At 29.5% G+C, this 15,409-nt stretch carries 17 protein-coding genes, 2 tRNA genes and 1 pseudogene; 6 read left to right on the top strand and 14 right to left on the bottom strand.

What is annotated here, in order from left to right; translation table 4 throughout:
- Positions 1-105: 105 nt before the first annotated feature.
- Positions 106-370 (top strand): annotated as a pseudogene (locus MDIS_RS04550) (transposase); the annotation flags it as partial.
- Between the two features lie 132 nt (positions 371-502).
- Entirely contained in the window at positions 503-673 is a 171-nt protein-coding gene (locus tag MDIS_RS04250; RefSeq protein ID WP_169742476.1) for a hypothetical protein, read from the top strand.
- Positions 674-774: 101 nt separating this feature from the next.
- On the opposite strand, the gene MDIS_RS01825 is transcribed toward MDIS_RS04250, so the two are convergent.
- The 5 genes from MDIS_RS01825 to MDIS_RS01805 all read right to left on the bottom strand — a co-directional run bounded on the left by MDIS_RS01825 (position 775) and on the right by MDIS_RS01805 (position 6,792).
- Entirely contained in the window at positions 775-1,254 is a 480-nt protein-coding gene (locus MDIS_RS01825; RefSeq protein ID WP_044635390.1) for a PTS sugar transporter subunit IIA, read from the bottom strand.
- Between the two features lie 21 nt (positions 1,255-1,275).
- Positions 1,276-1,566 (bottom strand): PTS sugar transporter subunit IIB, encoded by a 291-nt coding sequence (locus MDIS_RS01820; RefSeq protein WP_044635389.1) that lies wholly within the window; start codon positions 1,564-1,566, stop codon positions 1,276-1,278.
- A gap of 187 nt (positions 1,567-1,753) precedes the next feature.
- On the bottom strand, positions 1,754-3,568 hold the full coding sequence (locus tag MDIS_RS01815; RefSeq protein ID WP_044635388.1) for a PTS ascorbate transporter subunit IIC: 1,815 nt from the start codon (positions 3,566-3,568) through the stop codon (positions 1,754-1,756).
- Between the two features lie 96 nt (positions 3,569-3,664).
- A complete protein-coding gene (locus MDIS_RS01810; RefSeq protein WP_044635387.1) occupies positions 3,665-4,717 on the bottom strand; it encodes a phospho-furanose lactonase in 1,053 nt (350 codons plus the stop codon).
- 191 nt (positions 4,718-4,908) lie between these two features.
- The gene (locus tag MDIS_RS01805) at positions 4,909-6,792 is read right to left on the bottom strand and encodes a P68 family surface lipoprotein (protein WP_044635386.1); all 1,884 of its coding nucleotides are present in this window, start codon (positions 6,790-6,792) and stop codon (positions 4,909-4,911) included.
- Positions 6,793-6,936: 144 nt separating this feature from the next.
- Here MDIS_RS01805 and MDIS_RS01800 point away from each other — a divergent pair, with 144 nt between their 5' ends.
- Genes MDIS_RS01800 through MDIS_RS01785 form a run of 4 tightly spaced genes read left to right on the top strand, consistent with a single transcriptional unit; the run spans position 6,937 to position 10,412 of the window.
- Positions 6,937-8,097: an ATP-binding cassette domain-containing protein gene (locus MDIS_RS01800; RefSeq protein WP_044635385.1), complete on the top strand. Its 1,161-nt coding sequence runs from the start codon at positions 6,937-6,939 to the stop codon at positions 8,095-8,097.
- On the top strand, positions 8,042-9,013 hold the full coding sequence (locus MDIS_RS01795) for a sugar ABC transporter permease (RefSeq protein ID WP_044635384.1): 972 nt from the start codon (positions 8,042-8,044) through the stop codon (positions 9,011-9,013). The genes MDIS_RS01800 and MDIS_RS01795 overlap by 56 nt, the downstream gene beginning before the upstream one ends.
- Positions 8,997-9,836 (top strand): ABC transporter permease family protein, encoded by an 840-nt coding sequence (locus tag MDIS_RS01790; protein WP_044635383.1) that lies wholly within the window; start codon positions 8,997-8,999, stop codon positions 9,834-9,836. Before MDIS_RS01795 ends, MDIS_RS01790 begins: the two co-directional genes overlap by 17 nt.
- 9 nt (positions 9,837-9,845) lie before the next feature.
- Positions 9,846-10,412 (top strand): YigZ family protein, encoded by a 567-nt coding sequence (locus tag MDIS_RS01785; protein WP_044635382.1) that lies wholly within the window; start codon positions 9,846-9,848, stop codon positions 10,410-10,412.
- Positions 10,413-10,826: 414 nt separating this feature from the next.
- On the opposite strand, the gene rplA is transcribed toward MDIS_RS01785, so the two are convergent.
- From rplA to MDIS_RS01740, 9 genes are all read right to left on the bottom strand, one after another.
- Positions 10,827-11,522: a 50S ribosomal protein L1 gene (rplA, locus tag MDIS_RS01780; RefSeq protein ID WP_044635381.1), complete on the bottom strand. Its 696-nt coding sequence runs from the start codon at positions 11,520-11,522 to the stop codon at positions 10,827-10,829.
- Positions 11,522-11,965: a 50S ribosomal protein L11 gene (gene rplK, locus MDIS_RS01775; protein ID WP_044635766.1), complete on the bottom strand. Its 444-nt coding sequence runs from the start codon at positions 11,963-11,965 to the stop codon at positions 11,522-11,524. The genes rplA and rplK overlap by 1 nt, the downstream gene beginning before the upstream one ends.
- Before the next feature lie 209 nt (positions 11,966-12,174).
- Positions 12,175-12,259 (bottom strand) — tRNA-Leu (locus MDIS_RS01770).
- Between the two features lie 4 nt (positions 12,260-12,263).
- Positions 12,264-12,356, bottom strand: a tRNA-Cys gene (locus tag MDIS_RS01765).
- An 84-nt stretch (positions 12,357-12,440) separates the two neighbouring features.
- Complete coding sequence (locus MDIS_RS01760; RefSeq protein ID WP_044635380.1) at positions 12,441-13,346, bottom strand: RluA family pseudouridine synthase; 906 nt, start codon at positions 13,344-13,346, stop codon at positions 12,441-12,443.
- Positions 13,324-13,761: a Dps family protein gene (locus tag MDIS_RS01755; RefSeq protein WP_232034187.1), complete on the bottom strand. Its 438-nt coding sequence runs from the start codon at positions 13,759-13,761 to the stop codon at positions 13,324-13,326. The genes MDIS_RS01760 and MDIS_RS01755 overlap by 23 nt, the downstream gene beginning before the upstream one ends.
- Positions 13,762-13,781: 20 nt before the next feature.
- Positions 13,782-14,003, bottom strand: coding sequence for a 50S ribosomal protein L31 (rpmE, locus tag MDIS_RS01750; RefSeq protein ID WP_044635378.1), 222 nt, complete (start codon positions 14,001-14,003; stop codon positions 13,782-13,784).
- Positions 14,004-14,064: 61 nt separating this feature from the next.
- Positions 14,065-14,670 carry an FMN-dependent NADH-azoreductase gene (locus MDIS_RS01745; protein ID WP_044635377.1) on the bottom strand — a complete coding sequence of 202 codons (606 nt, stop codon included), beginning with the start codon at positions 14,668-14,670 and terminating at the stop codon, positions 14,065-14,067.
- Positions 14,671-14,696: 26 nt separating this feature from the next.
- Entirely contained in the window at positions 14,697-15,281 is a 585-nt protein-coding gene (locus MDIS_RS01740; protein WP_044635376.1) for an FMN-dependent NADH-azoreductase, read from the bottom strand.
- Between the last annotated feature and the right edge of the window lie 128 nt (positions 15,282-15,409).

Raw genomic sequence — 15,409 nt, 5'->3', positions numbered from 1 at the left:
AAGTTGAAAAAATTGTTAACAAATACACCGATCATAAAAAATTAAAAAAGAAATTTTCATAGAAATTTCGAATATATTTAAAACTTTTACAGAGATACTTTGACAAAATTAACGACATTTTTTAAATATCCATATGAATTAAGACAAACAATTTATACGACAAATTCAATTGAATCAGTGAATAAATTAATTAGGAAAAATACAAAAATAAAAGCCGAATTCAAAGTGTGAATTACCTTTCAAAAATAAATTATTTGGCACTGCAAAACGCAAGCGAAAAATGACAAAGGAAGCTAAGAAATTGACACATAATTAAAAAACAATTAGAAATTATTTTCCCTAATCGGCTAAATATGTAAAATTAAATTAGTTTTCTATTTGAAAAATCCATAAAAATTTAAAACACAAAATTATAAACAATCCTGCAAAAATTGAACTTAAGAAAATCATATGAAAGAACTCATTTCTTATATGGAAACCCTAAAGCAATTAGAGGGTAAATATGTTGGAAAAAATTAAAGAAAAACTAGAAAATTCAGATTACATTTTCATAAATAAGTCCAAATTTATCTCAACACAAAATATAAATTTTAATCTTTGGGATTCCTTCACTACGCTAATTCACCAAACTGGGAATCTCAGGTTGTCGAATTTTTGCAAAATTAATATTTAATAAACTTTTATAGTTATAATTGCTAAATTTTTTTCACAAAAACAATAATAAAAAATCTACAATTAACTTGTAGATTTTTTTATTATTGAAAAGAAAAACTTCTAATTATCTAAATATTTTGAAAAATCAACTTTTTCAAGAATTTCAATAATTTCCTCTTTGCTTTTAGCCTGAATAATTTTTTCAATGTTAGTAGTATCTTCGAAAGCGGCAACAATTTGTGGAAGTGCAACTGATGTATGAATATCGGAACTAGTTGCACCTAAAGTAATAAGAATTTGTACTGGGCGACTGTCACCATCGAAATAAAAAGGTTTGTCAAAAACAACAAGTGAAAAACAATCTTTAAAAACGCCAAGACCAGCTTCGGCATGTGGCATCGCTAAAAAGGGCGCGAGAATGTAATAAGGACCGTTTTCGATTGTTGAAGTAATAATTGCATCGATATAACTTTGGTTAATTAGTTCTTTTTCAACCAAAGGTTTGCAAGAAATTGCAATTGCTTCCTGTCAAGTTGATGCTTTTTGGTCGATTAGAATTGAGTCATTTTCGATTAAATTTTTAAGTAAATTAACTGACATAGGCAAAATACTCCGAGCAAATTAACGTAGTTCTTCTAAAACTGGCTCAAGAGCAGTTTTGATTTCATTTTCGTCCATTAAGTTGGTCACACCAACAATTTTTGCTTTTTGGTTTGGATTAAATTCACTAACAAGATGTTTAGATGCGATAATAACATCAACTGAATTAGTAAGTCCTTTTGATTGCCCCATTGAAAGCGCTTCAACAGATGCATCAACTCCTAATTCTTTAACAATTTTTTGCACTTTCAACTTAATTATCATTGAAGTTCCCATCCCGTTTCCGCAGGCTGCAACAATTTTTAATGACATAAACACCCCTTTTTTTGAATTAAAATAGATAAATTTAAATACTTTTTAATCAATAAAAATAAAGTACTTTAAAAAAATTATACAATATTTTTTAAAAAAATTTAAGTTTAAATAAAAAAAACTTTGGCATTTTTGTTAGCCAAAGTTTTTTGATAAAATTTTATTTTTTAATGAAACTTTGTTAAATTTAGGCTTCTTTTTCGATAAGATCGACATCAATTTTTAACAGTTTTTGCAATCAAGTTTTTTTATGTTGTTTTGTTGAATCAACTGCTTGTGCAAGTAAAATTAATAGAATTATTGCTATAACAACAGAAATCCATCCAAGAACAAAGTGGAATTGACCGATGATTAAGACGATTCCAAAGAAAAGGTTTCAGTCACCCATTCCTAAAAATCCGGTTGATACTGGGTTTTGAATTTCGGAAATTCCGGTGTTTTTATTGAGAAGTGATGGTATTCCGCTATCAGAAATGTTTTGTACTAATTTAAGTGCAAAAGAAATTATTATGATTTCAAAAAATCCGATAATTGCTGGAACAATAAATGATGCTTTTCATCCACCTGAAGCGTTTGCATATACTCCCATTGCTCCAGAGTTGAAAAAGAGTGTAATGAAAAGTGGGACAGCAACAAGTGAGTAATTATTTCCCGGAATTGCTGCAAGTCCAATAGCGATGAAAACAGCTAAGAATTGTCCTAAAACTCCACCTAAAAATCCGTAAGTTACGGCATTAATTGAAAATCCATAAGTTGCAGCAATATCAACAGCAACAACCGCGCCTGGAATTATTTTTTCAGAAATTCCGTGGAATGATTGTTGCAATTCAGTAACAAACATTCTCACTCCAGTCATTAAGGCGATTAAGGTTGCAATAATTCTTAAAACTCCACCAAAAATTATAAAGACAAAGTTAGCGCCACCAAAAGATCCATTTCAGGCAGCACCAATACTTTTTGCGGCTTCACTAGCATTTTTTATGAAAACGGGAGAATCTTTATCAACTTTTGGACCGGCAAATCCGTTATAACTAGAATTTATAACGTTTTCAACACCATAATAACCGATAATAACGGCGAATAAAACGGCGAATAAAACAAGGATAATTATTGTTTGAGTAAAAATGTTATCCTCAAAAATTTTAAGTGATTGTGGTAATTTACGATTTTCAGCACTATGTTCTTTTTTTCCAAAAAAGCGACCCATTTTATAACTTGTAAATAAGGTAAGCATTTGTTGGTGACCAACGGCAAAACCAGCATTTTGGGTTACTAAATTAGTCATTTTTAGGGTTGCAACTGATGAAGTTGCCCAGTAAATTCCTAAAAATAGCCCGGAAATAAAAACAAGACCTGCTTGCTGACCAACGCCAATTCCGCCATCAACAAGTGGAATTGAACGGAAAAGAATTACGTACAATAAAGCAGTTACAATTGATGATTGCTGCAACATAACGTGTCCGGTAATCATAATTGCGTTTGTATTTGTAAATCTTTTTGCTAAAACCATTAAAATATTAACGATAAAAGCAAAAATGAAAGTAAAGGATACTAATGTAAGAAAGTCATTTGCTTCACCAAAACCTTTTTGGAGAAAATTATCAGCAGAGGTTCAACCTAGATAAGGATCAAGGGGAACAACTCCACCTTCTCTAATTTTCCCAATTGCATCAAAAACTGGTTTTGCAAGACCAACAAGACCACCGGATCCGACTGTAAGCAAGAAAACTCCGATTGCAGTTTTTAGTGCTCCAAGTATTGATTCTACTTTTCCCCGACCTAGGGCAAGATATCCAAAAAGAACAAGCGATCCGAGTAGAAGCGGGTTTTGTCTTAAATAGTTATCAAGATAAACACGACGAGCTAAAAAACTAAGGGCGGTACCAAAACTTTCTTTGTTATGCCCAATTCTAACTCCGAGAGTAATTCCGATAATTAAAATATTAATAAATAAGAAAATAAGTAAGCCAATAAGAATTTTTTTATTCTTACCTAGTGACATTTTATTTCCTTTCTAAACTTAAATAAAAAAGAATAAATAACAAATTAATATAACAAATTAGTCTAAAATATATTTTTTTAAACTTTTTTAATTCTTCTAGATTTTAAAGGTCTTTTTTAATTCTAGAACATAATCTGGAAGAATACTTGGATCAAATTTTCGTGGTTGGTCAAATGCAAGAATTTCGGCTGGGTTGTTAATTAGCATATCGTTAATCGCATCATCGCTAACTCCAACTTCTTTTAAAAGTGGAATAAATTTATCAAATAAATAAGTAAATCCAAAAGTCATTTTACCTTTTAGAAGTCCATAATTTCTTTGGTATAAAACTCTTCCGGCATCAAGTGAGAGCGTAATATGTTTTTGAAGTCCTAAATCAACAAGATATTTAATATTTTCAGCAAGTGTTGCATCTGAATAATATTTAACACGGTCAGGACCATCAAAACATAAAGTTACACCAAGTTCTTGAATTATTTTTGCATAGTAATATTTATTTGGATTTTTATTTAAATGTGATAACTGAATTTTACGCGGATTTGCCCCAAAATCAATTAAATATTTTGCGGCTTCGTAAGCCATTGTTCCTAATTGGGTATGAACTAAAATTGGCGCCCCAGTTTCAATTGAAGCTCTTGCAGCAACTTCAAGTGATTTTAACTCGAGACGGTCAATTGCTCCATAACCAGTTCCAGCTTTAATAATTCCTGCTTTTGCTTTTGAACGTTTTACAACTGGTCCAGAATAGTTATACTCATCCATTCCCTCGGTAATTTCGGCAACAACCATTTTTGTAATTTCATCGGTTGGTGCAAGCGCAAGTCATGAAGAACCTTTGTCATAAAAAGCGGCTTTGTGAAATCCAGTTGCCATAATAATATGAATTTTTCCTGCAAGCGCCTCGGCAATTTCGAGCATTCGATAAACATCGCGCCCAACATTTGGTGGATCCATTGTTACTAATGTTTTTCCACCACGCTCAGCAAATTCAAGCGATTCAGCGATCGCTGCTTGATTTGAGAGCATCACAAAATCTTGGTGCTCGTGCGCTTCAGGTCCATAATTTTTAATTAAGTGGTCATGGCAATCAACTATACCAAGTTCATCAGGGTGAATATCACCTAAAACAGTTCTTGAAAATTTGTCCATTTTGCATCAAATACTGTCCTTTCATTAATTGTATTAAACAAAAATATAAATTTTGTTTTTTATAACATTTTTAAATTATACCATTTTATAACGTTGAAACATTTCATAAACTTAAAAAAGTATAAGAAAAAGCAAAACCTTTTAAGTTTTGCTAATTTTTTTTATTTTTTGCAAAAAATGGCAAACAAGGCCTAATTTTGTTCGCTAATTAACTTGAGAATATCATCGGCACTTGTAGTTTTTTTATTTTCAACACGTGTTGATTGAATTAATGAATCAAGAATAATTCCAGAAATTTTTGTTGCTTTAAAATTACCATTATCTGTTAAAATTTTTAGTTTATCACCTTGTTCTTTTAACGCTTTTAACATTGATTCCATTGAAATGATAACTGAACGAAGATTTGCCATTTTTTCGTATAGACTTCAGTCAATTTTTTTCACATCATCTTTATTGATTAGTTCGTAACTTTTTTTGTTTTTAGTTTCAAAATCAACAATTTTGTCAAAATATTCTTGATATTTTGCTTTAACTTCTTCTAATTTTTTTTCGGTTAGAATTTCTTTGGTTGGAACAAAATAACCAGTGTTTTCCATTAAATAATCGACATTATCAACCATTTTGCCGTCAATATCATTCTGACCAGTATAAAGTCATTCTAAAAATTTAATTGTCGCTTTATTAATTTTTTCACTATCAGTTCTAATTGGAATTAAAGAAGAACCACCAGCAGCAAAAACTGAATAAGGAGAATCGCTTCTTGATTTTAAAGGTTGATTAGTTGTGAAAACATCGTGAAAAGTAGTGAATTTTTTCGCGTTTTCAGCTTTATCCTTTGCAAATAAATAACGAGTTGTCGCTGAATCAATTGACTGTTTAATTCCAACTCCAGGAATATAACCAAAAACGGTGCGATAACGAAGAATGTCATGACTTCCCCAGTCACCAATACCTTCGCCTTTAAAATCTTTAAATTGAAAGGCTTGTAAAACTTTTGTTTTATTACCAACTTTGTGTTCTAAAGTTTTATTTGTATTAACAAATTTTTCATAACTTTGCTTGAATTCGTTACGCAAACTTTCATCAGTAATAATCGGATAACTAAGATCTTTGCCCTGCGATTTTCAAAAACTTTTGCCAGTTTTTGAGACTAGATTTTTATGAAGAATAAGTCCAGAATAATCGATTGCAAAAATACTTGCATTATCAGTGTTTTGGTCAATTTTGGAATTTTCCTTTATTTTAAGACCGTCAATAAATTTTGTGGCAAACTCAAGTGCTTCTTCGATATTTGAAAAAGTTGACATTGTTACTTTTAGATCTTTAAAAACTTGATCATTTTTTACTTCAAGTGCTTTAAAAAAACTATTTTCAGGTGTTGAGTTTCCTTTTGTTTCTGATTCAACGGCTTTTTTATAAACTTCCATTGATTCATCAACGCTACCGCCACCTTTTTTTATTAAATCAAGAATAATTTTGAGATTATCAAGGTTAAATCCGAGAGCATCAACGTCGTTATTATTAAAAGGAATGTTGTAAAACTTGTTATTTTTAGCAAAATCAGTATCGTTATAAGCGCTAACTAATTTATTAGCAAATAATTCTGGTTTTAATTTATCGTTTCGAACATCTAAAAGTCGATTATATTGTTCGAGCACGCTCGCTGTCGAAGAATCGCCTAAAACTAGTGAAGGAATTTGGTCAGAATTTGAATCGAGTAAATTTTTAATGTTTTGTGTGGTTTGAGATTGCGTTTTTACTTTTGCTTCATCGTTTAAAACAATTCTTACTGGAGCAAAATCAGCATCGTTTTTGAATTTTTGATTATAGTAAGGAATTAGCCCCTTTTCGTTTTTCCCATAGACATTAAGTCCAAAAATTAGCGGTCAGGATGAACCTTGACTTGTTGTTAGGACAACTTGTGTTTTTGGGTCAATTTTTGTAAGATCAATTGTTTTTTCACTACCGTTTTCGGTAGGTTTTTTTTCTTCTTGGTTAGCGCCACAAGCCGCGGCAACAAGAAGAAAACTTGGAGATAGAAGGGCAAAGGTTTTAAAAATTTTTTTCAATTTCATAAATTTTTTCTCCTCTCTTTTATTTTTATGAAATTTTTTTTAGAAAAATAAAAAAAATAAATGTATGTTTTTAATTTTTTTCATTAGAATTAATTATAAATTATTTATTTCAAAATACAATAAAAAAAGGTAAAATTTTTTATTATGAATGATAGAAAAATTGCAATATCTATTAAAGATTTATTATTTTCATATGACAAAAAAAATTTTCTCGAAATAAAAGAATTGGAAATCCCAGCAAATCGAATTGTGACAATTCTTGGTCCTTCAGGAGCGGGAAAGTCGACTTTCCTTAATCTTTTAGCAGGTTTTTTACCGTCATCACAAGGAATCGAATATCATAATGAATTCAAAGATTTTGGTTATATAATGCAAAAAAATAATCTCTACGAAGAGATTTCGGTGCGTAAAAATTTATGAATTAGCACAAAAAATTCAGTTAAATGAACTGAAAAGGTTTGAAAATTAAGTTTAAAAGAGTTTGAAAAACAAGAAGAATTAACACATTTAAGCGATAATATTGTTAATTTCTTTAAAAATGAAAAAAAATCATTTTTAAAGAAATTAAAACAAAAATTTATCTTTTTATTTTTTGTAATTAGAAAGCCCAGTTTTTATCTTTTTTATCTTAAATTCCGCAGGCAATTCTTTGAAAATAGCGTTAAAAAAGTGCTAAAAACACTTGAAATTGATGATATTTTCACAAAAAAAGCCGCTAATATTAGCGGTGGTCAACAACAACGAGTTGCATTTGCCAAATCAATTATCAAAGGTGATAATTTAATTTTAATGGATGAACCATTTTCTTCCCTTGATGCAAAAATCAAAGAAGCAACAATTAAATTACTTTTAAAAATTAAGCAGGAATTTAAGATGACAATTGTTTTAGTCACACACGACCAAACCGATGCGATGAAAATTAGCGACAAAATTATCCTTTTAAATAAAGGTAGAATTATGCAATTTTCTAATCCCGAAGAATTATTTGAGAATCCTAACTCACTTTTTGTAGCAAAATTTATCGGTGTACCCGAAATTAATTTCATAGAAAAAAGTGGAGAAAACAATCTTTATATTCGTGCTAAATATATTAAAATTTTGCCATCATTTAACGAAGCAAATGGCAAAATTTTATATAAAAAGAATCTTGCTGATAATTTTTACTACCAAATTCGTGATCTTGAAAAAAATGTTGATCTCGAAATAATTTCACCAACCGATATTAACACAGAAAATATTAGAATTGAATATGATCAAAATAAAATTTTCGCCTTTGATCAGGAAGGTAGACGTGTTGACAATTAGGAAAAATAATCTTAAAAATTTAATTTTTAGTAAAAATATGCAGGCAATTTTGCTATTAGCGCCACTTCTAATTTTTCTCTTTACTTTTTCAGTCTATCCGATTTTTCAATCACTTTTTAATTCTTTTAAAGTTGGTTCAGGTCTGAATTGGCAAACTGGATTTGGAAATTTTAAAAGCCTTTTTGCTAAATCAAGTTTTAATGATGCTTTAAAAAACAGTACAATTTTGTTTTTTCTAAGTTCACCAATTTCACTTTTAGTTGGTTTTATAATTGCGCTTTTGCTAACCAAACTTAATAATAAAATTATTCGCAGTTTTTTTATTAGCGGACTTTATTCACAATTTTTTATTTCCGCTTTTGCAATTGGAATTGCTTTTAGTTTTCTTTTTGGGCAAAAAAATGTTTTTGCTAAATTTTTAGGGCTAAATTTTTCTTTTGTTGGTGGTGAAAAACGAATTAATTTAATTTGACTTTATTTAATTTATCAACTTTGACGTTCGATTCCGTTTAATTCCGTACTTTTTTTCTTTGCAATTTCTAGCGTTAATGCCAAATACAAAAAAAATTTAAAAATCGATAAAATTAGCCTAAAAGATCGAATTTTTAACCTTTATTTCAAAGAAATTAGTAATCAATTTATGGTTATCGCCTATACAAACTTTGTTTTTGCGACGATGTTATATCCAAGTGTGATTACCGGAAATTTAAATCTTGATCTAAATAATGGACACACGCTTGCCTCTTATATTTTAAATGTTCGTGATGATTTAGGACAACAATCTACTGCAAGTTTTGTAAGTTTTCTTTATCTTTTAGCAATTTTTTCCACTTTTGTTGTTTTTCGTGTAAAAACTTGGAAGTGAGTTTACAAAAAAATAAAACAAAAACGGGTGAAAAATGCAATTAAAAATTAATTTTAAAAGTATTTTAGTACAACTTTTTCTATTATTTTGTTTTATTTTTTTGTTAATTGTTTTTCTTTTTCCACTTTATTATTTAATTCTAAATGCAAGTTTGCCAAACGAATTACAGGATAATCCAAATTTGAGTTTGAAATTAGATGGTTATTTATGAACTAATTTTCAAAATTCAATCAATGAAAATTTTTGAACTGGACTTAAAACATCGATTTTTGTAATTCTTTTAATTAATTTAGTGCGAATTTCGCTTTATTCACTTGCTAGTTTTGGACTTTGAATGGCGACTAAAAGGGTAAAATTAGTTTTTATTGCTTTATTTGTCGGTATTTCTTTTATCCCGGAAATTAGCATTTATATTCCGCTTTCACGAATTCTAAACGCAAATCGGTTAATTACAAATGCGCCAATTTTTTCACTTGTTACAAACCAAATTTTTTCCTTTTTTAACTTTTTTTACCTTTATAAAAGTATTAATAAAATCGATAAAAAACAATTTTTCCTTGCAAAAATTGATAAATTGTCAATTTTTGCAAAAATTAGGTTAATAATTTTCCCTAAAGTGAATATTTCTTATTATTTATTAATAATTTTTACAACAATTCAAGCCTGAAATGATTTTTTGTGACCAAATTATATTTTTACAAACCGTTCCTACCAAACGATTTCCACCTGATTTCAATACTCTGGACAAACTAGTTTAGGATTTTTGCAAAATATTCAGGCCGTTGGTTCGCTTTTTGCAATTTCAGTTCCGTTATTTTTCTACTTAATTTTTGCAAAATTTATTAATAATGCGACCGCAAATAATTTAAAATAATTATTGCCAATGAAAAAAATAATCACAAAAGAAGCAATTTTTGAATTTGAAATCAAAAAATCAAAATTTATTTCCTTAAGTTTTGTCATAAAAAACGAGAAAAATTTTGATTTTTTAATTGAAAAAATTAAAAAAGAATATAAAAATGCGACTCATATTGTGTTTGCGGTTTGTTTTAATTTGCATAATTGCAAATTTAGCGATGCAAACGAACCAAAAGGATCGGCAGGAAGACAAATTTTCCATATTTTACATACACAAAAAATAGTAAATTCGCTAATTGTCATAATTCGGTTTTTAAATGGTAGCAAATTAGGGCTTGGTTTACTACAAAATTGCTATAAAAAGGCGACTCAAGAAGTTTTAAAACTTAGCGTTGTTGATAATTTAAAAATTTTATTTTCTTACGAAATTGAGACAAAAATTGAGAATTTAAACTTAATCTTGCAATTAATTAAAAAAAATAATTGCAAGATTAACAAAAAAGAATTTCTTGAACGTATTAGAGTAGAATTTCAATGTGAAACCAGACTAGATGAAAGTTTCGGTTTTGCTTTTCGTGAATTGGAAAATTAACAAAAAAAAAAAAAAAAACTTATTTATAATAAAAAGAGTGAGTTGTTAAAATTTATGACTTTCCGGTAATATTAAATATTTTGTGTCTTAAGGTAAATCTGTTTTGATAAAATTTATCATAAAGGACTAAAATATGAAAAAAGAGTAAAAAAATTATGCCATTTGAGTTAGAAGCTGAAAAAATTGTTAACAAATACGCTGATTATAAAAAATTAAAAAAAGAAGATTTTTACAACGAAATTTCGCATATTAAAATTTGTAAGCTAATTTAGAAGAGAGTTTTTTTAACCTAAATTATTGAAACTGTCAAACTTGCCTATTTTCTAAATAAAAAAGATCCTTTAAAAAGGATCTTGATCACAGATTTTTTAGTTTTAATTTCGATAATTTATTCTTTTTAAATTTTTTTATTCTCTATAAATTATCGAAACGAATTTTAATTGAAGGTCCCATTGAAGCTGAAACTGTTAAATTTTTAAAATAATTTCCTTTAACAGAATTAGGTTTAAGTCGGCGGATCAAATGTAAAAGTGTACGAGCATTCTGGACTAAATGATCGACTTCCATATTAGTTTTTCCAATTAATGAATGCACAATTCCGTATTTATCAGCACGGTAATTAGCTTTCCCTTTTTTAATTTCAGCAACCGCTTTTTCTGGAGTTGGGGTTACAGTCCCAGTTTTTGGGTTAGGCATTAGACCTTTTGGCCCTAATTTTTTTCCATAACGTCCTAAAATTGGCATTAATTTGGGCTCAACAACAATTACGTCAAAATCAAAATTATCAATTTTTAGATTTTGTTCTAACTCGGCAGTTGAATAAATTAAATCAGCACCGGCTTCGACTGCTTTTGCCGCTACTTCTGATGAATCAGTTGCGACTAGAACGCGCACTGATTTTCCAGTTCCGTAAGGAAGAACAACTGCACCACGAAGTTGTTGATCAGCTTTTCGGGTATCAAGATTAAGTCGGATTGCAAGATCAACAGATCCGGAGAATTTTGTATAAGAAGTTTTTTTAACCAACTCCATCGCTTCTTCGAGTGAGTAAAAACGTTCTTTATCAACTAATTCACGTGCTTGAAGCAATTTTTTAGAAACTTTTTTCATTACTTCGCTCCTTGTAAAAATTCTTCAATTCCTTCGACCTCAACACCCATTTGTTTTGCGGTTCCATAAACTGTAAGAATTGCTTTGTCAATGTTGTCAGTGTTTAAATCAGGAAGTTTGTATTCAGCAATTTCTTTAAGTTGAGCAAAAGTAATTTTGGCAACTTTTTCTGCTTTGGATTTTTTTGATCCTGATTCAATCTTGGCAGCTTGTTTAATTTTGTATGAGGTTGGACTTGTAAATAGTTGAAATTCAAAACTTTTGTCTTTAAAAACCGTAATTTTTACTGGAACAGGTTCGCTCCCGCGATTTTTTGTTTCATCATTAAATTTTCTTGTAAATTCAGGCATCACAATCCCTAGACCAGCAAGCGCTGGACCTGGTTTTGCTTGACCTGCATTGAATTGCAATTTTGCAACTCGGACAACGTTTTTTTTCGCCATGTCGAGCATCCTTTCTTTTAAAGATTCTCTTAGTGGTCAAACAACTTTTTCGTAAATCCTTAATGAATAATTAGCAAAAAAGTCTTCCACACAAAAAAACCTATTGAATTATACCATAAATTTGATTTAAAAAAGATGATTTTTTTTTTTTTTTTAGCATTAATAACTAAAAATAAAAAAAATCCACTTTTGCGTGGAATTTTTTTATTTGGTGCTCTCGACAAGACTTGAACTTGCACCCGTTTCCGGATTAGAATCTCAATCTAACGTGTATACCAACCTCGCCAAGAGAGCACAATGGCGGATCAGACAGGGTTTGAACCTACGCGGATCCGTTGAGACCCCTAATACTTTTGCAACATATTCTCATCATCCACTTGAGTACTGATCCACTTTTTTATTACTACTAAACAGTTATACCAAAAAAATTAAAAATTCTAAAATAACTAAAAAGGAAAAAAGTTTTAACTAGAAACTAATCAAAAGCAATATCGAATTCTTTTGGTAAATCAACGCGAAATTCCTGATTTTTACCGTTAAGGTTAGTAAAAATCACTTTGTAAGCGTGTAGCCGTTGTCCTAATTCATCGACTTTTTTGCCATAAACCGGATCGCCATAAACCGGAAAACCGATATGCGCAAGATGGACGCGAATTTGGTGTGTTCGACCAGTTTCAAGTTGACATTTAACTAAACTAAAATCTTTGTTTTGGTAATTAAAATGTTTGATTAGTTCAACGTTAGTAATTGCTGGTTTAGAATTAAAATGACTTACCGTTTTTTTCAAAGGGTTTTTTAGATCGCGAGCAATTGGTAAATTTATTTTCATAATTTTATGGGGAACTTTACCAATTACAATCGCCTTATAAAAACGTTTAATTTCACGATTTGCTAGTTGGTTGGTAAAAAAATTATGAGCTTTTGCATTTTTAGCAACTAAAATAAGACCAGTTGTATCTTTATCAAGTCGGTGGATAATTCCGGGTCGAACATTGTTAAGTTCAAATAAACTACTTTCAAAATAGGAAATTAGGCCGTTTACAAGCGTATTATTTCAATTTCCGACACCGGGATGGACTACTAAATTTTTTGGTTTGTTAATCAAAAGAATGTTTTCATCTTGAAAAACAATTTCGAGCTTCATTTCTGCGGGCACAAGCGATGGTTTTGGAGATTGATAATCATTGAAAATTTCCACTTTTTGCCCAGTTTTAACAATTTGGTTTTTTTTAGAGACCAAATTGTTATCGATTAACACTTTTTTTTGCAAAATTAAATTTTGCGCGTTTGCCCGTGACAAATTAGTTAATTTTGTAATTAGAATATCAATTCGTATTTCTTCTTGTTCGTATATAAAATTAAGAACTTGGTTTTTGTGCATAAACTTTTCATAGTTCTTTATGGAAATAAAGAACTATTTCATCGATTAGAGGGTAAACTAAATAATCAATTTCACTAGCTTGACTTTGTTGGATTTCTTTGCAAATTTCAATAATTTTTTCGATTTGACTTGCTAATTTATCTAAAACTTCTTCTGTGGTCCAAATTTTTGAAGGGAATTGTTCAAAACTTGAATTTTGACTTATTTCGGAAAAACTAGAAATCGCTATTTTATCAAGTGCTCTAACTTTTTCAGCAATTTCATCGATAAAATCATTGGTTTTCTGTGCTAATTTATCGGTGTATTTATGGATTAATAAAAAATCAATATCTTGTAAATTTCAGTGAAAATTTTTTGCATTTGCATAAAAAATAGTCAAACTAGCTTGCAATTGATTCAACATTTTTACCATCATTTCCAACCTCCAAATCTAGATTATTTTTTATTTTTAACTTGTGCTTTTGCCGCCATTCGACGAAATCTTTCAATTCTTCCTGTTGTCCGATTTAAAGAACGATCGCCTGTAAATTGGGGATGGCAACCAGAACAAATATCGATTGAAAATTTTTCCGCAACTGTTTTTATAGTGAATTCAGAGTTGCAAGTAGAACAAGTTAACACTAAATCATGCTGTTCTGGGTGAATATTTTTTTTCATTTTTTATTTCCTTTAAAGTTAATTTATGGAAAAAGGATTATAACACATTTTTATAAAATTTTTAAAAATTTTGTGCTAAATTTTTGAGTTCGCTTTCGTGGTCGTTTACAAAATCCGCAACTGGTTTTTGATTTGCCGGCGCAACTTTTGTCCCGGCAAGAATAAAAGATTGCGCACTAATATTTGCGCCAAGGAATTCAAAAATTTGCTTAATTAAAGCGGTATGATTCCCAAAAGGATACCAACCAATTGGCGCACCTTGGGCAGTTAAAATTTGCACATTTTTAATATTAGTTAATAAACCTCTATAAATTCCGCTGTTTTTATCAAGAGTAAAAGTTTTATTTGGCACTGTAATTGCATCGAAAAAATTTTTTGTTGTTGCTGAATAGTTAAAATTAGTCATTGAAGTTGAAAAAACAATTTTATCGGCCTGTTTTAATTTATCAATTCAAAAATTAGATTCAACTTTTTCGTAGAAACTATGATCCTGAAAATTATCTAATGTCAAATTGACATTTGCAAGTCCGAACTGGTTCAAATCATAGACCTCAATTTTATGATCAGGATGAATTTGGCGATAAAATTTGATAAAAAGGTCAGATAGATGCGAAGAATATGAACCTTTTTTTTCGTTAACAGATGATTTTAGTACTAAAATATTCATGATTTCTCAATTCTTTTTTCAATATTCTAAAAGTTTTTAACCGCTTCTTTGATTAAATTAGTTATACTTTCATCAAAATTAGCATTTTTATATTTATACGATTCCTCAATTACTATAGGTGAATTAATTTTTTTTGCACCTAGAAAATTAAAAGTACCAGCAATTGTCTCTTGCGGACTTGGACTTATAAATTCTGATTGTTTCGAATGTGCGCTTAAAATAATTTGGACATTTTCGATATTATCAAGCAAACCAATTGAGCCACCTTTTTTTGAGTACTTATAAGAAAAGGTGCGATCGGCAAGACAAACAGCATCAAAAAAATTTTTAATTTGCCCTGAATAACCCCAGTTAATTATTGGCGATGAAATAATTACTTTTTTAGTATTTTTTAACTTTTCGATTCAAAAATCTGCATCAACATCTTTTCAAAAGTGGGCAAAATTCTCGGAATTTAACGAAACTTTGCCCACTTTTTCGTTATTAAGGTCAAATTCACTAATTTTTACATCAGGATTTTCTTTTCGATACTGTTCGATAAAAAGATTTGCGACTTTATTACAAGTCGAATCCGGGTGCAAATGTGATTTTATATATAAAATTTCTGTCATTTTATCCTCCGCTCTAAAAACGTTTTTTATAGTATAATTATTATCCATTATACCTTAAAGTGTAAAAATCAAAGAAAAAGTTTTTGCTTTTATTTTTCTGCTTTTAATTTACAATTATAATAGCATTT

The sequence above is a fragment of the Mesomycoplasma dispar genome (genome assembly GCF_000941075.1).
Classification (GTDB): Bacteria; Bacillota_I; Bacilli_A; order Mycoplasmatales; family Metamycoplasmataceae; genus Mesomycoplasma; species Mesomycoplasma dispar.
This window is presented reverse-complemented; position numbering and strand designations above follow the sequence as displayed.